Annotated in this window: 19 protein-coding genes; 7 read left to right on the top strand and 12 right to left on the bottom strand. The window is 63.8% G+C overall.

All coding sequences use genetic code 11. The features are described from left to right. The first annotated feature begins 2 nt into the window (after window positions 1-2). Window positions 3-818 (top strand): alpha/beta fold hydrolase, encoded by an 816-nt coding sequence (locus tag G3N61_RS01550; protein WP_089454003.1) that lies wholly within the window; start codon window positions 3-5, stop codon window positions 816-818. An 87-nt stretch (window positions 819-905) separates the two neighbouring features. Here G3N61_RS01550 and G3N61_RS01555 read toward each other — a convergent pair whose 3' ends face one another. Together G3N61_RS01555 and G3N61_RS01560 are read right to left on the bottom strand one after the other, a co-directional pair. After that, complete coding sequence (locus G3N61_RS01555) at window positions 906-1,520, bottom strand: NAD(P)H-dependent oxidoreductase (protein WP_205821188.1); 615 nt, start codon at window positions 1,518-1,520, stop codon at window positions 906-908. Next, the gene (locus G3N61_RS01560) at window positions 1,520-1,969 is read right to left on the bottom strand and encodes a GNAT family N-acetyltransferase (RefSeq protein ID WP_205821189.1); all 450 of its coding nucleotides are present in this window, start codon (window positions 1,967-1,969) and stop codon (window positions 1,520-1,522) included. The genes G3N61_RS01555 and G3N61_RS01560 overlap by 1 nt, the downstream gene beginning before the upstream one ends. 84 nt (window positions 1,970-2,053) lie before the next feature. Between G3N61_RS01560 and G3N61_RS01565 the strand changes: the two genes are divergently transcribed. The 3 genes from G3N61_RS01565 to iteS all read left to right on the top strand — a co-directional run bounded on the left by G3N61_RS01565 (window position 2,054) and on the right by iteS (window position 7,646). After that, window positions 2,054-3,466 carry a PLP-dependent aminotransferase family protein gene (locus G3N61_RS01565; RefSeq protein ID WP_089454000.1) on the top strand — a complete coding sequence of 471 codons (1,413 nt, stop codon included), beginning with the start codon at window positions 2,054-2,056 and terminating at the stop codon, window positions 3,464-3,466. Window positions 3,467-4,225: 759 nt separating this feature from the next. Further along, window positions 4,226-5,386, top strand: a complete 1,161-nt coding sequence (iteA, locus tag G3N61_RS01570) for an anti-phage ATPase IteA (RefSeq protein ID WP_241017502.1) — start codon at window positions 4,226-4,228, stop codon at window positions 5,384-5,386. Next, window positions 5,334-7,646: a S8 family anti-phage peptidase IteS gene (gene iteS, locus G3N61_RS01575; RefSeq protein ID WP_205821190.1), complete on the top strand. Its 2,313-nt coding sequence runs from the start codon at window positions 5,334-5,336 to the stop codon at window positions 7,644-7,646. The genes iteA and iteS overlap by 53 nt, the downstream gene beginning before the upstream one ends. A gap of 344 nt (window positions 7,647-7,990) precedes the next feature. On the opposite strand, the gene G3N61_RS01580 is transcribed toward iteS, so the two are convergent. Next, window positions 7,991-9,016 carry a MerR family transcriptional regulator gene (locus G3N61_RS01580; protein WP_205821191.1) on the bottom strand — a complete coding sequence of 342 codons (1,026 nt, stop codon included), beginning with the start codon at window positions 9,014-9,016 and terminating at the stop codon, window positions 7,991-7,993. Window positions 9,017-9,224: 208 nt separating this feature from the next. Here G3N61_RS01580 and G3N61_RS01585 point away from each other — a divergent pair, with 208 nt between their 5' ends. Beyond that, entirely contained in the window at window positions 9,225-9,911 is a 687-nt protein-coding gene (locus G3N61_RS01585; RefSeq protein ID WP_089453998.1) for a hypothetical protein, read from the top strand. Window positions 9,912-10,244: 333 nt separating this feature from the next. Here G3N61_RS01585 and G3N61_RS01590 read toward each other — a convergent pair whose 3' ends face one another. From G3N61_RS01590 to hchA, 7 genes are all read right to left on the bottom strand, one after another. Continuing rightward, window positions 10,245-10,868, bottom strand: a complete 624-nt coding sequence (locus tag G3N61_RS01590) for a hypothetical protein (protein ID WP_205821192.1) — start codon at window positions 10,866-10,868, stop codon at window positions 10,245-10,247. Next, complete coding sequence (locus G3N61_RS01595; protein WP_205821193.1) at window positions 10,868-11,629, bottom strand: hypothetical protein; 762 nt, start codon at window positions 11,627-11,629, stop codon at window positions 10,868-10,870. The genes G3N61_RS01590 and G3N61_RS01595 overlap by 1 nt, the downstream gene beginning before the upstream one ends. A 2-nt stretch (window positions 11,630-11,631) precedes the next feature. Further along, complete coding sequence (locus tag G3N61_RS01600; protein WP_205821194.1) at window positions 11,632-12,153, bottom strand: PAAR domain-containing protein; 522 nt, start codon at window positions 12,151-12,153, stop codon at window positions 11,632-11,634. A 385-nt stretch (window positions 12,154-12,538) separates the two neighbouring features. Beyond that, window positions 12,539-12,961 (bottom strand): hypothetical protein, encoded by a 423-nt coding sequence (locus tag G3N61_RS01605; RefSeq protein WP_346778533.1) that lies wholly within the window; start codon window positions 12,959-12,961, stop codon window positions 12,539-12,541. 305 nt (window positions 12,962-13,266) lie between these two features. Continuing rightward, window positions 13,267-14,352, bottom strand: coding sequence for an ATP-binding protein (locus G3N61_RS01610; protein ID WP_043179089.1), 1,086 nt, complete (start codon window positions 14,350-14,352; stop codon window positions 13,267-13,269). Between the two features lie 2 nt (window positions 14,353-14,354). Next, on the bottom strand, window positions 14,355-15,092 hold the full coding sequence (locus G3N61_RS01615; protein WP_205821198.1) for a response regulator: 738 nt from the start codon (window positions 15,090-15,092) through the stop codon (window positions 14,355-14,357). A 231-nt stretch (window positions 15,093-15,323) separates the two neighbouring features. Next, window positions 15,324-16,205: a glyoxalase III HchA gene (gene hchA / locus G3N61_RS01620; protein WP_089453983.1), complete on the bottom strand. Its 882-nt coding sequence runs from the start codon at window positions 16,203-16,205 to the stop codon at window positions 15,324-15,326. A gap of 458 nt (window positions 16,206-16,663) precedes the next feature. On the opposite strand from hchA, the gene G3N61_RS01625 reads away from it, so the two are divergent. Then, window positions 16,664-18,328 (top strand): fatty acid--CoA ligase, encoded by a 1,665-nt coding sequence (locus G3N61_RS01625; protein ID WP_205821199.1) that lies wholly within the window; start codon window positions 16,664-16,666, stop codon window positions 18,326-18,328. 33 nt (window positions 18,329-18,361) lie between these two features. On the opposite strand, the gene G3N61_RS01630 is transcribed toward G3N61_RS01625, so the two are convergent. After that, window positions 18,362-18,781: a nuclear transport factor 2 family protein gene (locus tag G3N61_RS01630; protein WP_089453981.1), complete on the bottom strand. Its 420-nt coding sequence runs from the start codon at window positions 18,779-18,781 to the stop codon at window positions 18,362-18,364. 329 nt (window positions 18,782-19,110) lie between these two features. On the opposite strand from G3N61_RS01630, the gene G3N61_RS01635 reads away from it, so the two are divergent. After that, window positions 19,111-21,879 carry a LuxR C-terminal-related transcriptional regulator gene (locus tag G3N61_RS01635; protein WP_205821200.1) on the top strand — a complete coding sequence of 923 codons (2,769 nt, stop codon included), beginning with the start codon at window positions 19,111-19,113 and terminating at the stop codon, window positions 21,877-21,879. Between the two features lie 43 nt (window positions 21,880-21,922). Here G3N61_RS01635 and G3N61_RS01640 read toward each other — a convergent pair whose 3' ends face one another. Then, the gene (locus G3N61_RS01640; protein ID WP_241017503.1) at window positions 21,923-22,816 is read right to left on the bottom strand and encodes a LysR family transcriptional regulator; all 894 of its coding nucleotides are present in this window, start codon (window positions 22,814-22,816) and stop codon (window positions 21,923-21,925) included. Between the last annotated feature and the right edge of the window lie 139 nt (window positions 22,817-22,955).

Raw genomic sequence — 22,955 nt, forward strand, 5'->3', positions numbered from 1 at the left:
TCATGACGGGCCGCACGGGCGTCCTGCTGATCCACGGGCTCGGCGGCACGCAATACGATCTCGGTTCGCTGCACAAGGCGATGCGGCGCGCAGGCGGCGATACGCACATGATCACGCTGCCGGGGCACGGCACGCGCCCCGAGGATCTGGTCGGCGTGCGCGCGGAAGCCTGGCTCGACGCGGTGACCGAGCAGTATCGCGCGCTGGAAAACGAGTACGACACGCTGCATGTCGCGGGCATGTGCATGGGCGCGCTGGTTGCGCTGCTGCTGTGCCATCGCGTGCAGCATGCGCGCGGCCGGCTCGCGCTGCTGGCCACGCCGGTGTTCATCGACGGCTGGTCGACGCCGTGGTACCGCGCGTTGCGGCATGTGCTGTACCGCGTGCCCGGTGTCGCGGAGCGGATGCGCGTCGAGGAAGGCGATCCGTTCGGCATCAAGAACGCGACGATCCGCGCGATCGTGAAGAAGAAGTTCGAGCGGCAGGACAGTTTCCACTATGCGTGGGTGCCGCTCGCATGCGTGCGCCAGGTCGACCGGATGCGCGACTGGGCACTCGAGGCCGCGGCCGGCACGCCGTGCCCGACGCTCGTGCTGCATGCGCGCGAGGACGAATTGACCAGCCTGCGCTCGGCCGATTTCCTGCTGGACAAGATGCCCGATGCGCGCGGGATCGTGCTGGAGAACAGCTACCACATGATCTGCGCGGACAACGACCGCGACGACGTCGCGCGCCACGTGCTCGAATTCTTCGGGTTCGATCCGGTGCATGCGGTCAGCCCGGCGATGGCACGCCGGATGGGGCGGCTGGAGACGTGACGGCGAAGCGCCCGGCGCGGGATGCCCGATATCGGCCGCTCCCGGCACGCATCGGTTGACGCCTGCGCGCGCCGGGGCGTCGCGCCTTCAGGCCGCTTCCGTCGCGCGGCGAGCCAGCAGGGTCGAGGCGGCCAGCTGGCCGCGTACCGCATCGATGGCCGCGTCGTCCGGCGCATGGCCTTCAAGGTAGATGAAATCCACCGTCGAGATGCCGATGACGGCCAGCACCTGCTTCAGGTACGGGGTCAGGAAATCGGGCTGCCGTGCCGCTGCCCCGGTGCAGATGCCGCCGGAGCGCGCCAGCACGAGCACGGGACGATCGGCGAGCAGGCCGAACTTGCCTTCCGGCGTGGACGTGAACGTGCGGCCGATACGCAGCACGTAATCGATCCACTGTTTCAGCACCGCGGGTACCGTGAAATTGTGCATCGGTGTGCTGATCAACAGGCCGTCGCTGCGCTCCACTTCCGCGATCAGTTGTTCGGAGCACGCGAGCGCGGGATCGGAATTCGGCTGCCGCGCGACCAGCGCATGCGCATAGGCGGCCGATATCGCAGGCAACCCGGGTTCACCGAGGCTGCGCGACACGACGCGTGCATGGGGGCGGGCCGCCTGCCATTGCGCGATGGCGTCGCGCGCGATGCGCGCGCCCAGCGAATGATTGCCATGCGGGCTGGCATCGACAAAAAGAAGGTTGTTCATCAGGGCGCCTGCAGAGACTGGCTGAAATGCATGCCGCGGGACAGCATCCCCTGGCGGAAATAGAAGCGCTGCGCGAGCGCGTTGGACAAGCCGGTATCGAGTATCAGGTACATGCAGCCGTGTTGTCGCGCGTCGTCGCGCACCGCATCGAGCAGCCGCTCGCCCAGCCGTTGACCGCGCGCGTGCTCGGTCGCCACCAGATCGTCGACATAGACGAAGCGGCCGTAAACCGTGTTTTCAAGGTGACGGTATCCCGCCAGCGCGACGACTGCATCATCGGGGCTGGCGTGTCGCGCGGTCAGCAGTAGATAACCTTGTTCGGCCTGGCGGCGCATCTGCCGCACGAACGCATCGGCATCGGTCAGGTGCGGGCGCAGCTCGCGCATCACGTCGAACGCCGACCGGTAATCCTCGTCCGTCACGGCGCGTTTCAAATGGATCTCTGGCATCACGATTGCTCCAAGGTAACGTCGTTACTTTACGAACCGGATGACGTATCCTGAAGGGTCAAAAAATGACTATTTGACTGGGACATGAACTTCGACGATCTGATGCCGGACCGTCATCTCGACATGCCGGTCTATCGGCAGCTGTACCGGCGCTTCCGCGATGCGATCGAAACGGGCAAGCTTGCGCCGGGCAAGCGCGTGCCGTCGGTACGGAGTCTGGCCAGCGAACTCAATCTGGCACGCGGCACCGTCGAAGCGGCCTATCAGATCCTCATCGGCGAAGGGTACCTGGTCGCACGCGGGCCGGCCGGCACCGTCGTGTCGCCCCAGTTGCCGGATGGCCGGCAGCCGCGCGCCCTCGCAGCCAGGCCGGACGAACCGCCGCGCGGCGATCCGGCGGCGCGCGAGCCGAAGCCGTTTCAGATGGGCATTCCCGCGCTCGATGCGTTTCCGCGCATGCCGTGGATACGGTTGACGGGGCGTCATGTGCGGGCGATGGCGACGCCGTCGCTCGACTACGCGCCGCCGCAGGGGCTCGATGCGCTGAGGCGCGCGCTGTCCGCCTATCTCGGCGTGTCGCGCGGCATCGACTGCTCGGCCGGGCAGATCTTCATCACCGCGGGGTATCGCGGTGCGCTGGATCTGATCTGCCGGACCCTGCTGCATCCCGGCGACACCGGCTGGTTCGAGGATCCCGGCTATATCCACGCCCGCCGCCTGCTCGAGCACGCGGGCATGCGGCTCGTGCCGGTGCCGGTCGACGACGACGGCTTGTGCGTGGAAGCGGGGCAACACCGTGCGCCCGATGCACGTTTTGCCGTGGTCACGCCGACCCATCAAAGCCCGCTCGGCACCGCGCTGTCGCTGCCGAGACGCCTGGCATTGCTCGACTGGGCCCGTCAGCAGCGGGCCTGGATCGTCGAGGACGACTACGACAGCGAGTTCCGTTACCACGGCCGCCCGCTGCCCGCGCTCAAAAGCCTGGATCGCCACGACCGCGTGCTTTACACCGGATCGTTCAGCAAGGTGCTGTATCCGGGCTTGCGGCTGGGCTATCTCGTCGTGCCCGACGCGCAGGTCGAGGCCTTTCGCGACACCGCCGGCTGGCTCGGCGGCAGCGGCCAGATGCTGATGCAATCCGTCGTCGCCGACTTCATGGAACAAGGGCACTTCGCGCGCCATCTGAAGAAAATGCGCGCGCTGTACGCCACCCGCCGCGCGTGGCTGGTCGATGCGCTGGTCAAGGTCTTCGGCGATACGCTGCATGTGCCACCCCGCGCGGGCGGCTTGCATGTCGTGGCGTACTGGCGCACGGCTGTCGACGATCGCGCCGTCGCACGCATGGCCGATTTGCAGGGGTTTTCCATCCAGCCGCTGAACGACTGGAGCCCGGGCGGCCGGATGCCGCCCGGCATGTTGCTCGGCTTCACGAACCTGACGTCGGCGCAGCAGGCATTGACCCAGGTTCGACGACTGCATCGGCTTGTTCGTGCGTGAACTGTGTGTGGCGGTAACGCACCGGTAGGGTGCCGGAGGGCGCGCGACTGGCGCTACGGTTTTGTGACTGTGTGACAAAGTTACTGCGACTGCCCTACGCATTGTCGACAACACCTCGTGACGTCGCCGTCCGGATTCATACTTCGTAGGTCGCGTGTTCGCATAGGGCGCACAGCCGGTACCATGCTTTTACGACTTTCGACCGAGTCGACGTAACCGACCTGGCTTGCAATTCCGACGGCGGCTGCCGGCCAGAAGCAGCCGCTCGATAGAGCAGGTTCGAACGACTGCTTCCGATCTACCGATAGGCCAAATTCAGGCGTATCTCTTCGCACAGATGGCGCTGAAAGCGTATGTCGAAGCAGCAGCGCTAGATATCGACAGCACTCCTCGGTCTTCCCCGTCCGATTCGACCAGCGACGTTCTGACGCAATCGAACCTTACGATGCGCGTTAGTCGCTGCAGTTCCTGTGCAGTTTCACTCTCGTTCAGGTGTTCTAGTCCCGGGCGCATGGTCAGCTCTTTCATGCGCAGAGGTCATACGAGGCATGTTCGCACCGCCCAACTAAGGGGCCTCTCACGGCAAAGTTCGCACGCGTAAGCGGCCGTTACGTCACTAACGAGCACTCGAAGCGCGCGATGGATTGCAACGATTTTTAAAATTTCGCTCCATCAAGTGAGAAAATCGTCTCGGCGACACCTATTTGCGTTACGATTCGACCGAAACATGAAACACCAGTGAGGATCGCTTTGGAGCACATGTCCGAGGTTCTGAAAATTCTAGACGGCGCGTTGAAGGCTAACGCCTCGATGGCCGGCAACTACGCCGGCTTGCTCGCGGACAAGCTCGAACGGAGTGGCGAACGAGAGGATGCTCTGCGCATTCGCGATCGCCTTGCCAGGGCTCCGTCGGCCATGGCCTTCGCACAAGATGGCTCTCGCATGGCAACCGCTGTGCCGACCGACACCGAGAGCCGCCTCGAAACCGTAGACGTTTCCTATCCCCAGTTGCAGGAAAATGGATTTCATCTGTCTTCCGCAGCGGCAAAGCGAGTGCAGGAATTTATCGGATCGGTATCCAATTACGATCGACTGGCTGCAGCCGGCGTTGCAACGGTCAATCGCCTATTTCTCTACGGCCCTCCTGGAACAGGCAAAACGATGACCGCGCGATGGCTTGCTAGCAAGCTTGCGCTACCGCTAGCCACCGTACGATGCGACACGCTGATCAGCAGTTTGCTCGGTCAGACCAGCAGAAACTTGCGTAGGGTCTTCGATTTTGCCGAACAGACGCCCTGCGTGCTGCTGCTGGATGAGTTCGATGCGTTAGCGTCTGCGCGAGGTAACGAGCGCGATGTGGGGGAACTGCAGCGTATCGTGATTGCATTACTGCAGAACATCGATGCATTGCCTGGCCATACGGTCGTGGTCGCTGCGACAAACTTTGCGCAGGGAATCGATCCTGCTGTCTGGCGACGGTTCCCATTTCAAATACCCTTCGCCGTTCCAGATGCCTCCTTGCGAGAAGCCCTTTGGAAGACGATGCTAAGGGACTTCGCCCCAGCGTCATTGCATTGGGATGAGCTTGTGAGCTTTTCCGAAGGCATTTCAGGTGCCGTCATTGAACAGGTGTGCCAGGATGCTATCCGCACGGCTATTCTGGCGGGGCAATCCGAAGCAGATACCACTGAAATCCTCCGACGGTTGGGCCTTGCCATTTCCTTACTGAATGGGCACCATCTGCCGTCAATAGAAGACGAAGTGCGCTGGTTGAGACAATGGAGGGGTGAAGCCTTTTCCTTGCGGGAGCTTGCTAGACTCTATGCAGTCTCGACCCGGCAAATATCAAATATGCTGAGGGGGCCTAATGCCGGTAAAACCGCGAGCAAAACAACGAAACGATCGGGCAAACCGCGCTAATCCGTATGTACATGTCGCATTCCAGGCCAAAGATCAATTTGGCGTGGAGACGCGAGGTGGCGGTGGTACCGAGTTTGTTCCGGTCACGCCTGCGTTGCGCAGTCGGTTGCGTAAATCATTGTCGGCGGCCGCCGAAGCAAGTAGCCAGGATCTAAGCATCCCCGATGTGCCGGCAGTCCTAGTACTTGAACTTCGCAACGAGGCCATCGCGAAAACCCATCGACCCACCACCCTTGCCGCTGAAGGCCAAGCGGTGCGGGTTGGTCATGGGTCTCTGAATGAAATGCTGATCGCAGCAGACGCGAGCGCCATGGTGGCGCTGGATCGGGTGATCCAGTCGAGAAAGACGAAAGCAATTCGCGAAAATCTGAGCGCTCTGGAGGGCATCCACTCGTGGGGCATGCAGCGCAGGCTACCGTCGACATTTCGGGACCTCGACGCCAAGGCCCTGCATAGCGCTATCGAGGCGGCGGCCGAACGCGTGCTTGTCCGCCTCTTTTCCTACGCGTCAGAGGAAACGTCAAAGAAGGTTCTGCAACGTTTCCTTGAATTTCTCAAGCGATCCGACCTCAGTGCAGAACAGCTCTCTCAGCGATCAGGGGCGCCAGTGTTTTTGGTATCAATGGAACAACTGACGAAGGACAAGCTGACAGAACTGCTACGCTTCCCGGCCGTGCGCAGGATCATGCCGGAACCCCAAGTCCACAGTTCTTCAACCCAGATAGCTGCCCCAACTGACGTTCCCTCGTTTCCATTACCTAGTCCAGATTTGCCTATTGTGGGGGTCTTCGACAGTGGTGTTGCGCCGAAGCTGAAATCCCTGGCACCGTGGATCGCCGGACGCGACACCTACGTTCTGCCACCAGACACAAATTACGAGCACGGGACTTATGTCGCCTCATTGATAGCTTGTGCGGCGCACCTGAACGAGGAAGACAACGGCTTTCCGCGAGTGCCTTGCCTTGTGCACGATGTGGCCGCGGCGGAACTCGGTGGCACGCGATTAGGAGATCTTATACTTCGATTGCGCACTGCCATAGCCAAGCAACCCAATGTCCATGTGTGGAATCTTTCGATCGCCACCCCTTCTGAGGTTAGCGATGAAGAGTTCAGCGAATTCGCTCGCGAGCTTGATAACCTGAGCGACCAGCACAATGTTCTCTTCGTGGTTTCTGCCGGCAACTACCTAGAGCAACCGCGGCGTACGTGGCCTGCGAGCGATGGTTTGCCCGACCGCCTTGCAAGCCCAGGTGATTCCGTACGAGCGTTGACAGTAGGTGCGGTCGCGCATCGAGCGAACGCGAAAACACTTGTACAGTCGGGCGAGCCGGCTCCCTATTCCCGGCGCGGCCCCGGCCCGGTATTCACCCCGAAACCCGATGTGATCCACTTCGGTGGCAACGCCACCACAAACTGGGAAAGCACTGGCGTAGGCGTGAGAATCCTGCACCCGAGCGGGAAAACAGCGCGCGTGTTTGGGACCAGCTATTCTGCACCAGTCGTCGCCGCACTCGCCGCGCATACGTGGCGAGATCTGGAAAGCGGGAACCGTCGCAATCCTATCCCAGTGTCGCCCACGCTTGTGAAAGCGCTGATTGTCCACGCCGCAGAACTGAACTCCCCGCCTCGCACCGTGCGGGACCGTCGATACTTCGGTGCCGGCATACCCTCCGATCCTGTCGGCGTACTTTACGACTCCGATTCGAGTTTCACGTTGATGTTCGAGATAGATCTCGTCGATGGTGCGAAATGGCGCAAGGCGCCTTACCCCATCCCGGAATGCCTATTGGTCAACGGCAAACTCCGTGCTGAAGTGATCATGACCTGTGCCTACGCACCGCCACTAAACGGGGATGCTGGGGCCGAGTATGTACGCTTTAACGTCTCCATCGGGTTCGGGACGCTAGAGAAAAACGAAAAGGACGCACTCGAGTTCGGCGGCCAACTGCCCGGCGACTACGAAGAAGGTAGCCATGGATTCGAAAGCGCCCAAATCGAGCACGGAGGGAAGTGGGCGCCTGTCAAGGTGTTCCGGCGCTCAATGAAAAACGGTGTCGCCGGTAATGTTTGGGCTGTGCAAGCGTCTGTCCTTCGGCGCGAATTCGAGCCTATCTTGACCAAGCCGATGAGGGCAGTCGTGCTAGTCACACTTCGGTCCCTCGACGACAACCCGAACGTCTATGCAGACGGTCGCCGGTCACTGCAACGAAGCGGATGGATTACCCAAACGTTGCCGACCGGAGTGAACATCAATATCTGACGTTGCGGAAGGCTTTAGTCAATCGAAGGCACGACGGTGCGGATAGCTACATGACGTCGAGCAGCCAGGCCATTGAAAGCGGACATTGCCGCCCAAGAGGATAAATGACGGTAGTGGGTCGGCTGCAGTCAATCGGGCGCAACGAAATACCACCAGTTTGGCGCCGCAGTAGACCAATCGCACGAACACTGACGATCCGCCCCGGCCCCGGTGGCGCAACTGGACGTAAGTCGCTGATTTTCTGCGCACACCGTTGCCGATTCTCTGGCGCCCTACGATACCGGTAGCCCGGGCCGCGCACGCCGGTCATCATCGGCGCGTGACGCCGAGCCCGGGCGACGCCGTTACCCGGCCTCCGGTCGGCGAGCGATCCGTTCACGGGTGGCGGGCGACGCAAGACACGTAGCCACGGCTTCATAGCCGGGCGCGCCGGGATACGGTGCGACGCGGGCAGGCGGGCTATGGTTGGCGGGACACAGAATGATCGCTTCGTCGGGCCCGACAGCCGACAGATCCAGCATCGCCGACGAGCGGGTCAGCATGAACAGCGGCCGCATGCCGTCGGCCCTTGCACGTCGGCGAAGGCACGCAATCAGCGCCGCCTGCGTCGGCTGGTCCAGATCCTGTTCGATCATGTCGACGACCCGAGCGCCGGCGCCGTCCGCTTCGAGGCCGGCGAGCAGCACGGTCAGTGCCGCAGACGCCGTGGCGCCTTCGTCCGCGAGCCATGCCGACGTGCGCTCGACGCGTGCCTTCAGTGCCGGATCGGCCTGCAACGCGGCGAATGCCGCCGCACCGCCGTCGTCCAGCCGGTCCAGCCCGATGAACGCGGCGCCGGGCAATGCCTCGGCCAGCCGATGCGCGAGACGGGTCTTGCCGCTGCCCAGCGAACCGATGATGTAGTTCAACGGACGGATATCGCGCCACTCGAACCATTCGCCGCCCCACGGCCAGGGGAGGCTGAATGCAACGCCAGTGGCCGCCGGATCGAGCAGGCGAGTCAATTCGCCGTCGTCGGGCATCCGGCCGCGCGCGAGATCGGCGCGGATCGCGCGAACCCTGTCGACCTTGCCGACCAGATCCTGAATGCCGCGCCCGAGCGCCGCTTCATGGGTCGCCAATGCGTCGCTCAGACTACGGGCGTCGCCGTTCAGCACGCTCGCCACCTGGGCGAGACTCAGACCGAGCGCGCGCAGCGCCGCGATTTCGGCCGCACGCGCCAGATCGTCCGGGCCGTAGGCCCGGTATCCGGCCACGGTACGCCCGGGCGTGACCAGTCCTTGCCGCTCGTACAGTCGCAGCGCCTTGACCGATACGCCGAGCCGCGTAGCGGCTTCCGATGCGCTCAGGCCGCGCGTGACATCGCTCATGGGGCACCTTCGGGTCGTCGATTCGTGACGACCAGCATAAAGGCGATCCCAGGGGCCGGGTCAATCGGGTACCGGCATGTTCTGGCCGGCCGCGATGCGGGAACGCGCGCGTCGAGCCGCCGATGAACGGCGCCGCATATCTGGGAGAATGCGGGTGCGCCGGTTCACGGCCGTCGCGGCAACGGCAAGGGATTCAACAGGTGAAGAATTGACCGACAACGAACAACTTTCGCTCCACCGCGAGAGCCGCTTCTGGCGGCTGCCGCTCGTGAGAGCGTGGATCCAGGGACATGGCCGCGATGGCTATTCGTTCCGCCTGCTGCTGTGGCCGCCGGTGATCGTGTTCGTGCTCGAATTCGTCTGCATGATCTTCGATGCGCTGTACACCAGCATCGCCGTCAGCGCCGTCGCAACGCTGTTCCTCGGCTTCGCCGGGTACCACGGCGCGCAGCGCGAGTGGCTGGTGCCGTCCGCGACCACGCGCGCGCTCGTGAAGGCACGCATGAAGAAGGCGGCCGAGCGGTTCTCGTCGCTCGGCGTGGGCGCGACCGTGCTCGCGATCTTCGTCGCCGCGACGTCGCTGTCGCTCGTGATGTCGGGTCAGCCGGTGCTCGACAGCGTCTCGAAGGATGCGGTGTCGATCTTCATCGCGCTGGTGTTCCTGCCGGTGTACGTGTCGGGCGCGGTGCGCAAGCTGGCGATCGCGCGGATCGAGGAAGTGGAGGCGCTGCGCAACGCGACCCTCGGCACCCGCCTGAAATTCGACCGGGCCGGCGCCGTGCGCGCGGTCGTCGTGCAGGGCGCGGCCGGGAAAGGGACGGTGTCGGTGCTGGAGTACACGGTGCTCGGGTTCAACCCGCCGCTCGAACAGGTCGGGCGCGAACCGCGGGTGTGACGGTGTGACGGCGGGTGGCGTCTCGATGCAGAAGCAAGAGAAAGCCGCCTACTATATTGCATTTAAAGCGATTTCCCGATTTCGCTTTGGACGAGTGGACGTAAATCTGGACATAGATTCATGTCCTGGCGCTTCGTGGACGACCATGGATAACAGTGGAGATGCCTGATGCCACGGGGAAGCGTGATCCGTGGATACCCAAGTACGGCAGACCATCAGCCGTGAACTTGGACACGAAAGGACGCAGATTACGGCGGTGTATGTGGGGCGGTGACGGGGCCGTGAAAAACGATATGAGTGAAGCTGCCAGCCCTCTAAGCTTCGGCGATCACTTTAGTGATAAAGAAGCAGGAGCGGACTTCCAAGACATGCTTTTACTTCCTCAATAGGTACGCACTGCGGCCCCATCTGTTCTAAATATTTATTCGTCAATCGAGCAAGGCAAGACGCGTTGACCATGGCTTGTTTGTATATTTTCGAGTTCTTGGTTTTCGATAGATTCAGCTCATCCACCAAGCCAAATCCCGTTTGAAATGAAGGCTCCAAATCTCTACTTACATCCGTCGCGAACTGATATTTGTCCCAGCACGCCTTATACCCAGGCGGCGCATGCGGAGAGTCGCTATGGAGTGACAGCGTAGTTCTTAGTCTTATGTCGCCGACTATAAAAAAATACTCCGGCCTTGGAATGTAGCCTATAGCATCCTGATAGCCAAGAAAGTAGGCGTGTTCGTAACGACCTTCGAGGAAGTATTTCCTCCCCCTCTCCTCTGCCTTGGTTGCTTGTTCAATATTGACCGTCAAATTGATTTTCCTCTTGTAGTTTTTTACTGTATTTCTAAAATCCCTCCAATCAATAACAACGTCCCCATTTGAATCTGCCTCGAAAGCATGGGCGTGGAAGGGCACAGAGGAAAGCAAAAGTGAGCAAGCAAAGTGCACTGATCTTTTGATCATTACCGATTCCTTTCGGGTTTGCCTTTGACAATCAGTGTACCTACGCCGTTGCCGTCCGCGCTGCGGTGACTAACGAGCATTTCGTGAATTGAAGACCAGCTACTTAAGCTCAAGACAGTCGCGCAACCTTCAGACACATTGCCCACGTGAACGTATCGACTATTGTTGCCATACGAAATTGGAAACCACACTTGATGGTGGGACAGCCTTGGGTATTCAGCCTTGTACTGATTGGTGTAGTCTTTCTTGTGAGGAAAGTCAGGCAACAAAATCGAGTATTTCCCTGGCGGAATGGGATGGAAGTCGCCGTTCCAACTGGTGTTCATTGCGACTTCAAAATGAATGCTGCCGAGAACTCCGCGCGCTAATTGTTGTTGCAGTTGCTGATTTCGAGACTTTGAGACCCATCCTGGGTCAAAGTGTCCATAGGTCGCAACCAATTCGACAGGCTGCTGCTTGGGAGCTATTTTCCCAAGATACTCATTTGCATTGTCATCAGACAAGAATGATATTTGTCCTTTCGATTCTCCCTCAAGCACTTTGAAGTAAGTTCGGCCGCTCTTGCTTCCGATGAGCATAACTTTGCAATATTTGAAAAGTGATTTCCACTGAAAACGTGGAAGATCATCACTTCCGACAAGTAACCAACCGCTGTCGGCATCAACTTTGTTGATATATCGAATTATGTCGGCGCTGATTCTTCTGGAACTTAGCGGAGCAGCATTTGTGGAGGCGTCGCCTCGCCAGGCTGGATTTTCCATCGTTAGTCCTCGCTATGGCTGGTGAGTAGGTGATCCATATCGGGTTCGATAGAAAGTCCTAACGTCTCCGCAGAAATCACGCGGTCAGTGCGTCCGTTGATATCGGTGATTCCGCGAATAACCGCACCATCTGCTGTAGTGATTTTATATGGCATATCCGGAATTGGATTGCCGTCCAGATCGTGCAAGATGAATTGTTCGTCGTAGCCCGAACCGCTTGCAAAGGCGGTATGGGCAATTACCAGGTTAGCAGGAGCAGCGCGCGCAATGAGCTTCGCGCCGCAGGTTGTTAAGTGGTCTTCTGTAGCCACTGGTAGTTCATTATCGGTGAAGGTTGCCACCCCTTGGGCGATCTTAAAAATATGCGGTGAGCATTTTGGACATGTAACAAGGTCACCGACGCGCACTATGGGAATGTCGTTCCAAGTATGGAAAGGGCTTCCGGAGATGACGACCCCTCCATGGGTCGTAAGATCTCCAACTACGATCTGAGATTTTCCGTTTATGTTTGTGCGCATGTTCATCGAGAGACCTCCAATTCTTAAGAGAAATCTCCGCCGCAGCCGCCAGCTAGATTTCTGAGTGCAAGTCGTTTTGGTGGGTATTGCAGATATAGGCTGTCACGTTTGATGAATAATTGAATATGGGATGCGTCTGAAAAAATATCGGATACGTCTGTTTTTAGTACGAAGATTGGTTTTTTGTTGCTCGTTATTTTGTGGATATTGCTTTCGACATGAGTACGCTGACGTTCGATTACATCCGAACGTCAGTTTTCCTCATTGGCCCACGTTGAGTCGAACCAAGGGGGGGAGCGCTCCGAGTCGATCTCCACGACCGTGCAGCGGCGAGTCCTCGACCTGGCGTTCCAGCTAGCCGGCTTGAGCAAGATGCATGAGCACGGCAGCGTTACGCGCGGGATGGCCATGAAGCGCTGATGGGGTGGACGGTGCCGGTCGTAGGCGGACCTTCAGCGCGGCCGCTGATGCTTAGCGGCAAACGGATCTTGAACTGACGGAGCATGTTGGACAGGTGGACTGCTTGGAGGCACTGCTTGATTTCCTCGGCAGGCAATGCACGTTCACGCGAGAGGGCCTTGTAGACGTGCCGCATCGGTAATGCCAGCACCGGGTTGGCCGAGATCAGCCTGCATGTCACTGCGTAGTCGAGCATGTGTTTGAGCAGACCACGCACCTTGGCGCGCTGTCTCTTCTGAGCGGGCGACTCGCCAACTATTGCCATTTGCGATGTGCCATCGCGCATGAGCCTTGTGTTCTTGAGGGTAAGCGCCGGGTACTTGCCCAGCGTGAGCTTTTCGTATTTGCCGGTCAGTCTGTAGCGGTAGCGCTAGACCATGCCGCCTGTTGGAAATACCTCCAGATACAGGCCGCGATCATCGCTGACGGTATAGGTCTTGTCCCTGGGCGAGTGCCTTCAGGGCGGTGTCGGTGAGTGCCATCTTCTTCCTCCGTATGTCCAAGTAGAGGATGGCTCAGGCCATAAACGTTACTTGGACATAAAACCAGACGGCCTTCGGTGCGCTTCAGCGGAGCTTGATAGGAAAAAACCTGGTATTCATGCGGGTTTCAAGGGTTTTTGTGTTCCTTGATGGAACCCGGTGGACGTCAGGTCATTTACTAGGCCGGAAAGCGCTCGTGTTCCGCCGCCGGCACGAGGTTGTCGGGCCACTGCACTTCGAACCGCGTACCGCCCGCGCCGGTCGGCACGCAGACGGCTTCGCCGCGATGCGCGTGGGCGATCGCCGCGACGACGGCGAGCCCGAGGCCGCTGCCGCCGGGCTGCGTGTCGTCGGCGCGCCGGAAGGCCTTGAACACATGCGGCGCGAAATCGGCCGCGATGCCGGGGCCGTCGTCTTCGACGCGCAACCGGCACATCCCGGCTTCGATGCGCGTCTGGATCCGGATCGCACCGGGTACCGCATGGCGGCGCGCATTTTCCAGCAGCGCCAGCAGCGCCTGACGGATACGCACCGGGTCGCAGCGCATGCGCCGCGTGTCGAGATCGAGCACCGGATGCTGGCCGGCGGCCTGCAGCGCGTGCGCAAACACGTCGACCACGGCGCGCACCTCGGCGGCGAGATCGGCGTCACGGATCTCGATGCTCAGGTGGCCGCCATCCGCGAGGCTGACCACGCGCAGATCCTCGATCAGCCGCGTCAGCCCTTCGACCTGCGTGAGCAGGCTGCGGAACTGCGCTTCGTCGGGTTTGAACACGCCTTCGGCGAGCCCCTGCAGGCGCCCGCGCAGCACCGTGACGGGCGTGCGCAGCTCGTGCGCGATCGCGGCATTCCAGATCGCCTGCTCATTCGTGACGCGCTGCAGCTCGTCGGCGAGCGCGTTGAAGTGGTCGGCGAGCAGCGCGGCTTCGTGCAGCGAGCGGTCGCCCGCAACGGCGCGCGCGCCGAGATCGCCGCGCGCGACGCGGCGAATGCTGTCCGTGACCGAGTTGAGCGGCACGAGGATGCGGCGCGCGAGATTGACGGCGACCGCGACCGACAGCGCGAGGCCGACCGACGTAGTCGCGATCAGCCACAGCCATTCCGGCGCGGTTGGCAGCAAGTTCTTCGTGTTGAAGTGCGCGGGCCAGTAATTGAACGCGACGTAGTAGAAGACGGTGGCGGTGAGCACCATCAGCAGCGTCACGCCGAACACCATCCCGGCCATCGTCAGCGCGATCTGCCGGCTCAGGCCATCGAGCTTCACGTTCAACTCCAGAGCTTGTAGCCGACGCCGCGCACGCTGACCGGCACGCCCGGCACGCCGAGGTCGTCCAGCTTCTTGCGCAGCTTGCTGACGTGGCTGTCCACCGTGCGTTCCAGCGCGTCGCCTTCCGGCAGGCAGGTGGCCATCAGCTCGGCACGGCTGAACACGCGCCGCGGCGCGCGCGCGAGCTGCGCGAGCAGCTTGAATTCGGTGAGCGTCAGCACGAGCGTGTGCCGTTCGCCGTTCACGTCGAGCGTGGCTTCGTGGTGTTCGAGATCGATCTCGAACGGCGCGACCCGCAGCACGCGCTGTTCTTCCTGGCGGGAGCCGGCCATCGAGCGGCGCAGCACCGCCTGTGCCCGCGCGACGACTTCGGCGGGATTGAACGGCTTCACCACGTAGTCGTCGGCGCCGATGCGCAGGCCGGTGAGCTTGTCGATGTCCTGGTCGAGCGCGGTCAGCATGATGACGGGCGTGTCGCCGCGATGACGGATTTCGGCGAGCACCTTCCAGCCGTCGACGTGCGGCATCTGCACGTCGAGCAGTACGAGGTCGGGCTTGAGCTGCAGGTGCAGTTCCAGTGCGCGGCGGCCGTCGGCGGCGTGCACGGTGCGCAGGCCGCCGCGCGCGAGATAGGCGGTCAGAATCTCGGCGATCTCGGGTTCGTCCTCGGCGATCAGGACGAGCGCCTGGGCGTCCTGGCCGGCACTGGAAGGGGGCGGGAGATCAGGCAGGGCCATTCGTGTGAGTCCATCGGGGTATCCATCGAGTCGCCATACTACCGCATGGGAAACGCCGTCGAGCAGAGGTGGGGCGGCGGTGCGCGGCGCCCCATGTCGGCGTGTTCACGAACGATATGGCGATGATGGCCGGCCCGCACCCGCGGCGGCGGGCAGGGCCCCTGTGGCCATGCGAAGGTGCGCGAAACGCATCGCGCCGCGCGGTGCCGACGGACCGCGCGGCGGGCCGTGTCAGTGGCCGACTTCCTTCAACAGCGCGGCGGCCGCGAGCTTGCCGATGCCGTTCGACGCGAGCGGGCTGTCGCCCGTGATCAGCTTGCGGTCCTGGTGGCAGCGGCCGGTCATGTCCTTGTTGAGCACGTTCGCGCCGAGCTTTTCCAGGCTTTGCGCGACGAGCCACGGCAGCGGGCCCGGCATGTAGCCGATCTCGAGATTCGGGCCGGTGTCGAGCGCATCCGGGAACACGCACATCTCGTAGCCCTTGAACGGGTAGTTCTGCGGATCTTCGTCCACGGCAGCCGACAACAGGCTCGCGGGCCCGTGGCACAGCGTGATGATGTGCCGGTCGTAGTCGAGTGCCCAGTGCAGCGCGCGCTTCACGTCCTTGCTGTACGGAATGCCGGCGAGCACGCCATGGCCACCGGGGATGAACACGGCGATGTACGGCGATTCGGGGCCGAGGTCGGCGTCGAGCACGTCGGACAGCTTCAGCGGCGCCTTGAGCTTCGGCAGGTACTTTTGGTACGTGCTCTGCACCGCCTCGTCGTCGCCCGGCATCGCCCAGAGTTCGAGTTTCGCGGGGTTGCCCGACAGCGTCGCGATATCGATCTCGAAGCCGGCCTGATCCATGTGATGCATCGGCAACAGCATTTCGACCGGATGATTGCCGGTCGAGAACATCTTGCCGTTCGTCATCAGGATGTAGCGCTCGTCGGTCGCGATCATCAGCACCTTCCACTTGCCGCCCGTGTACGGATTCGGGTAATCCGCGCCGGTGAAGTCGGTCTTCGACGACGTGTACTGCGACAGCGAATACGGGGACGGAAAGTACGCGTTGTTTTCGGCCGGATCGGGCGTGGGCGTTCTGTCCATCTGCGGCTGTTCGGAAGTCATGGCTGCTCCTTTCTCGGGGGGACGGATTGAGGATTCGGCATGGAAAACGGCCAAAACACGTGCATTACGCATGCGCGGTTTCGAATCGGCGGCGTGGGCCTCCGTTCATGCCCGGGGCGAGGGGATGCGCGTCCCGAACGACAGGTTGCGCGCCGTCATGAATCGTACCGCGGCACCCGTCGCGCCACGCCCCCCCGATCAGGTGGGTCGTGACATCGCGCCGCGACCCTTGCGCACACCGTCGTGGATACGCCCGGCACGTGACGCGCGGATGTCCGCCGGGCCGGCGCGCGGCCACCTGCTCCCCCTGACAGGGGGGGACGCCGAAGCCGGTGCGTCGGGTATCGTGGCCGCACTCGCGAAGACCGGCCCAGGCGTACGCACGGGCCGAGCCGCCCGCGGGCGCGCATCTTTGCCCGGCCGGCATCGTGCCTGACCGGTCGCTTATGGAGCCCTTCATGAATCCGTCACAGCCGCATTTGCACGATGCGCCGGCCTCGTCCGCGCAGGCGTATCCGTTGCTGATCAAGCAGTTGCTTCACGCGCCGCTCGCGACGCGGCCCGAGCAGGAGATCGTGTACGGCGATCACGTCCGGCACGATTACTGGACGTTCCGGCATCGCATCGGGCAACTGGCGAGCGGGCTGACGTCGCTCGGCGTCGGCGCGGGCGATACGGTCGCCGTGATGGACTGGGACAGCCACCGCTACCTGGAGTGTTATTACGCGATTCCGATGATGGGCGCGGTGCTGATGACCGCGAACGTCAGGCTGTCGCCCGACCAGCTGCTGTACACGCTGAACCATTGCGGCGCGCGTGTCGTGCTGGTACATCGCGATTTCCTGCCGTTGCTGGACGGCATCCGCGACCGGCTCGATGCCGCGCAGCGCTTCGTGCTGATCGCGGATGGCGCCGAGACTGAACTGCCCGACGGTTTCGCCGACGAATACGAACGGCTCGTCGCGGCCAGCTCGCCCGATTTCGGGTTCGGCGATTTCGACGAGAATACCCGCGCGACGACGTTCTATACGACCGGCACGACCGGGCTGCCGAAAGGCGTCGCGTTCAGTCACCGCCAGCTCGTGCTGCACACGCTGGCCGGGATGGCTGCGCTGTCGAGCGCGCGCGAACGCGGGCGTCTGCATCGCGACGATGTCTACATGCCGATCACGCCGATGTTCCACGTGCACGCGTGGGGGCTGCCCTACATCGCGACCGCGCTCGGGCTCAAGCAGGTCTATCCGGGGCGCTACTCGCCCGATGGGCTGCTGGCGCTGATCGCGCGCGAGTCGGTGACGTTCTCGCACTGTGTGCCGACCCTGCTCGGCATGATTCTCGACTGCCCCGCATCGGCGTCGGTCGATCTCTCGTCGTGGAAGGTGGTCGTCGGCGGCTCGCCGTTGGCCGAAGGGCTCGCACGGGCGGCGCTTGCGCGCGGCATCGACGTGTACACCGGCTACGGGATGTCGGAAACCTGCCCGCTGATGACGATCGCCCAGGTCGATGCGCCGGCCGCGGCGAACGGCACGGCCGACGACGACCTCGCGCGCCGGACCCGGGCGGGGCTGCCGCTGCCGCTCGTCGACCTGCGCATCGTCGATGCGCAGTTTCGCGATGTGCCGCATGACGGCCGCGCGGCCGGCGAAGTCGTCGTGCGCATGCCGTGGGCGACGGCCGGCTATCTCGGCGACGTGCCGGCGTCGGCGTCGCTGTGGGCCGGCGGCTATCTCCACACGAACGACATCGGCGTGATCGATCCGGAGGGCCGGCTGCAGATCACCGACCGGATCAAGGACGTGATCAAGACGGGCGGTGAATGGGTGTCGTCGCTGGAACTCGAGGACATCCTGTCGCGCCACCCCGCCGTACGCGAATCTGCCGTGATCGGCGTGAAGGATGCGCGCTGGGGCGAGCGGCCGCTCGCGCTCGTCGTGCTGGCCGACGACCATGTCGGGCGCGTCGGGCCGGCCGAGTTGCAGGCGCACGTGAAGGAGGTGGCCGATCGCGGGCTGATTTCGCGGTATGCCGTGCCGGAACGGCTGCTGATCGTCGACGCGATCGAGAAGACGAGCGTCGGGAAGATCAACAAGCGGGCGCTGCGGGAACGCTACCAGCCCGCGTGACGATGCGGCCGGCCGGGCGCCGGCCGCGCCGGCTCATCCGAGGGTCGTCTTGCCGAGATCCTCGAAGAGCCGGACGTTGTCCCAGTAGGCGGCCAGCCGCGCGATGCGGCCGTCGGCATCGAACTCGAACACGAACGCGTGCCGCAGCGTGAACGACCGGCCGCGATTCCGGATGCCGAGAAAGTCCCGCGCCTGCGTGCCGCGGATCGTGACCTCGGCGGTGGCGTGGCGGCCGGCATCATCCGCATGAATGGCGTCGATATCGTTCGACAAATCCGGGAATGCGTCCAGCAGCGCGCCCCAGGTCATCCTGCCGTGCGTGGCGACCGGAGCAGCCGCGCCGGCCGGCACGTAGTCGAGGGCGGCCCCGGGAGAAAAGAGCGCGAGCATGCCTTCGATGTCATGCTGGCGATACCGGTCGAAAAAGGCGGCGACGACGTCGCGACGGTTCATGCGGACTCCTGGCGGAACGGCTGGGCAACGGTCCCGCCGCGCGGCGCGAGCCGGCTGTGCAGGACACCTTCCGGTCAGGATGGGGCGACTTTCCCGGCACGGTAGCCCCCCGAATGGGGGGCTGAACAGCATCGTCCGATCGAGAACAATGCGAGTCCTTCCGTTCGACCGGCGCGCGCCGCGGTACGGACATCACCTACTTTTGACGGTCGTCGCCGTGTCGCTATGCTGTTTCGGCGTGCGGCGGCTCCGCGCCGCGCACCGGGCCGCACGGCGGCCCGGCCTTCCAGGCGGACGCACGCGCGCAGCGCAAGGAGAACAGGAACAGCATGACGTCCAGCGACAGCAGACAAGCAGCAGGGCCTGCGGACGCCGACGGGATCGAAGTGCTGGTGCGCACCAAGCTCGCACCGGCATCGGCCCGTGGAATCGTGTCGCGCATCGCGCGGTTTGGCCGGCTCGCGCGTGGCCTCGATCGCCGGCTGACGCTCGTGTGCGCGCCGGCCGGGTACGGCAAGACGACCGTGCTGGCGGAATGGCGCCACGCGCTCGTGGCGAGGAACGTGAAGGTCGCCTGGGTGAGCCTCGACCAGGACGACGACAACGCGTCGATCTTCTCGTCGTACGTGGTGGCGGCGATCGTCGACGCGACGGGCGGTGTCGGCGGCCGCGCGCGGCGGCTGCTGCGCGACCGCGCGCTGATTCCGCTGAAGATCGTGTTCGACGAACTGCTCAACGAGCTCGAGGGCGCGGGTATCGAGCTGGTCCTGATGCTCGACGACTACGACCGCCTCGCGTCGCCCGTCATCCACGACGCGATGTTCGAGCTGCTGCGCTATGCGCCCTCGAACCTGCACGTGGTGCTGTCGTGCCGCTCGGCGCCCGCATTGCCGCTCAGCTATTTCGAATCGCGCGACGAGCTTGTCCGGGTCGACGAGGACGACCTGCGCTTCGACGAAGCGGAGACGCGCGCGTTCTTCGAGCGCGTCGCCGGCAAGCCGCTCAGCGCGGACAACATCGGGCGGCTGCGCGCGGCAACCGAAGGCTGGGTGTCGGGCCTGCAGCTCGCGGCGCTCGCGTTGCGCGACGACAACGATGCGGCGCGCGTCGCCGAGCAGGTCAGCCATGCGCGCGCCGGCATTGCCGCGTACCTGAACGAGAACGTGATGACGCAGGTGCCGGACGCGATCCGTCATTTCCTGCTCTGCACGGCCGTGCTGGATCGCATGACGCCCGCACTGTGCGATGCGCTGACGGGACGCGACGATGCCGTCGCGTGCCTGGAGTGGCTGAGCGCGCACAACCTGTTCATCCGGTCGGTCGACGGCGGCCGCCGAAGCTACCGGTATCACGCGCTGTTCCTGCAATACCTGCGCGAGGAGCTGGCGTTGCGCCGGCCGGACGACGTCGCCGCGCTGCATCGTCGCGCGAGCGCGTGGTACGCGACCGAACGGCAATGGCCGGATGCGGTCAGGCACGCGCTCGCCGCCGGCGATTTCGACGCGGCCGCCGGCTGGGTCGAGGCGTGCGCGATGAAGCTGATCGCCGCCAGCGACGTCCGCACCGTGCTCGACTGGGTGTCCCGCCTGCCGGAGCCGGCGCTGGCGGGTCGCCTGCGCCTGCGGATCGCCCACGTGTGGGCGCTGGCGTTGTCGATGCAGATGGTCGACGCGCGCCGCGCGCTGGAGGCGATCGAAGCCGATATCGACGCACGGCGGCTCGGTACGGATGCGATTACCGCCACCGAATTGCTCGGCGTCCGCTCGCTCATCGCGGGGCTGTCGGACCGGAGCATCGAGTCGCTCGAGCTCGGCGAGCGCGTGCTGGCGGCCGGCCCGCCGGCCGGCTCGTGGGTCGAGCAGATCGGGCAGACGACGCTCCTCTTCGGGCTCGGCTACGCGGGCCGCCTCGACGATGCGCTCGACCTGCGCGTGCGCGCGGAACGTGCGGCGTCGGGGCAGGAGCCGCTGTTTGCGCATGTCTATCGGCAGAACATGTCCGGCTTGGCCGAATTCGTCGCGGGCAGGCTGCACGATGCGTCGAAGACCTTCGAGACCGCGCTGCGCGGCGCGGAGCGCTCGGCGGGGCGGCTGTCGGCGGCGACGGCACTGTCGGCCGGCTACCTGTCCGCGATCTATTACGAATGGAACGACTGGCCGAAGGTGCGCGAAGCGCAGCGCGACCGTTTCGACATCGCGATGCAGGCGTGTTCGCTCGGGCCGCTGCTGCGGTTCATGCAGACGGCCGCGGAGCTGCAGTTCCGGGCGGGCAACGAGGCCCGCGCGCACGAGATGCTCGACGAGGCCGATCACATCGCCTGCAGCCGGCAATGGCTGCGGTTGCGCGTCGCCTGCATGGCGACCGGCGTTCGGCTGCATGTGAGCGCGGGGAAGCTGACGCAGGCCCATCGTGTCGGCCGCGCGCTGGCGGCGCTGGTGTCGGCTGCGCCGCCGGAGGCCGCGTCGAGCTACGTCGAGACGTGGCAGATGGCGCAGTCCGCGCGGGCGCGTTTGCTGCTCGCCGATGCCCGCGCGGAAGAAGCCGCCCAGGTCATGGCAACGGTGCACGACGTGCTGGCCGTGCGCGGCTTCGACTGGTTCGCCGCGCAGGCCGCCGTGCTGCGTGCGGTCGCGCTCGAACAGGCCGGGCAGGAAGACGACGCACTGGCCGTGCTTGCCCCTGCGCTCGAATACGGGCAAGGCAACGGGCTCGTGCGCACGTTCGTCGACGAAGGCGCCGTGGTCGAACGCCTGACGGCGCGCGTGCTGAAGCGGGCCGACCGGTTTCCGTCAGTCGGCGCGTGGTATCTGCGCGAACTCGCCCGTGCGTTCGACGCGGACCGCGCATCGAATGCCGCGCCGGCTGCGCGGCCCGGTACGGCCGGCAACCTGAGCGCGCGCGAGGTCGAGATCCTCGATTACGTCGCGCGCGGCTTGTCCAACAAGGAGATCGCCCGCGCGCTGCGCGTTGCGCCGGAGACGATCAAGTGGCACCTGAAGAACATCTTCGAGAAACTCAACGTCACGTCGCGCATCCAGGCCGTTCGCAGCGGGCTGGCGCTCGATGCGTCGTCCCGCACGCGCGTCGGCGACGAGTAGACGGCTGCGGGCGGCACGCCGACGTTGCCACGGCGCGATGCATTCATCGATGCGTGTCGAACGCGGACACGATCTCGTCGATCGTCGCGCGGATGCGCGCGGTGTGGCGCAGGTCGCGATGCGTGACGAGCCAGACTTCGTACGGCGCTTCCCGCATCTGCGCGGGCCAGATGCGGGCGAGGCCGTCGCGTTCGCCCATGTGTACCGGCACTTCGCCGATGCCGAGGCCCGCGCGCAGCGCGGCGCGCATCATCAGGCTCGAATTCATCCGCCCGACGATGCGCCCTGCGGCGATCGGCTCGCCGGCGATCGCCGGCTTCCGGCTTGCCTCGACATACGGCTGGTAGACGACCAGGTCGTGCCCCGCGAACGCACTGCCGCGCACGGGCTCGCCATGCCGTTGCAGATAGTCGTGCGAAGCGAACAGGCCCATGTCCCAGCAGGCGAGGCGGCGCGCGACGAGATCGGGGTTGTCGGGCCGCACGGTGCGCACCGCGATGTCGGCCTCCCGTTTCGCCAGGTTCAGGACTTGAGTCGCCGTGTTCAGCGACACGCACACGTCGGGATGCTTCGCATGCAGCCGCGCGATCGACGGCATCACGAATTCGAGCGCGAGCGCATCGGTCGTCGTGATCTTGACCTCGCCGGCGAGCCGCCGGTCGACACCCTGCGTCAGCCGGACGAGCTCGTGCGCATGCTGTTCCATCGCCTCGGCGGCGCGCAGCGCCAGCTCGCCGACCGGCGTGGTCAGGTAGCCCTTCGACGAGCGCAGGAACAGCGTGGCGCCGAGCATGTGTTCGAGTTGCGCGAGCCGGCGCCCGACCGTCGCCTGGTCGACCCCGAGCGTTTGCGCCGCGCGGCGCAACGTGCGTTCGCGATGAATCGCGAGGAACACGCGCGCGTCGTCCCAGTTCATCGCTTGTGCTGACTGATGCATTTTTGCATTCCTCGTTCGGCAATTCACTGCGTGCCTGCGAGCGGCACCGTCCCTAGACTGTCTTCACACCCATTGCGATGCCGCGATTCGAGGATGATCCGCGAATCGGCCGCGCATCGACGAACGTTGAGGATCATAT

Origin of the sequence: Burkholderia sp. Ac-20349, from assembly GCF_017104865.1 — a bacterium.
Taxonomy (GTDB): Bacteria; Pseudomonadota; Gammaproteobacteria; order Burkholderiales; family Burkholderiaceae; genus Burkholderia; species Burkholderia aenigmatica.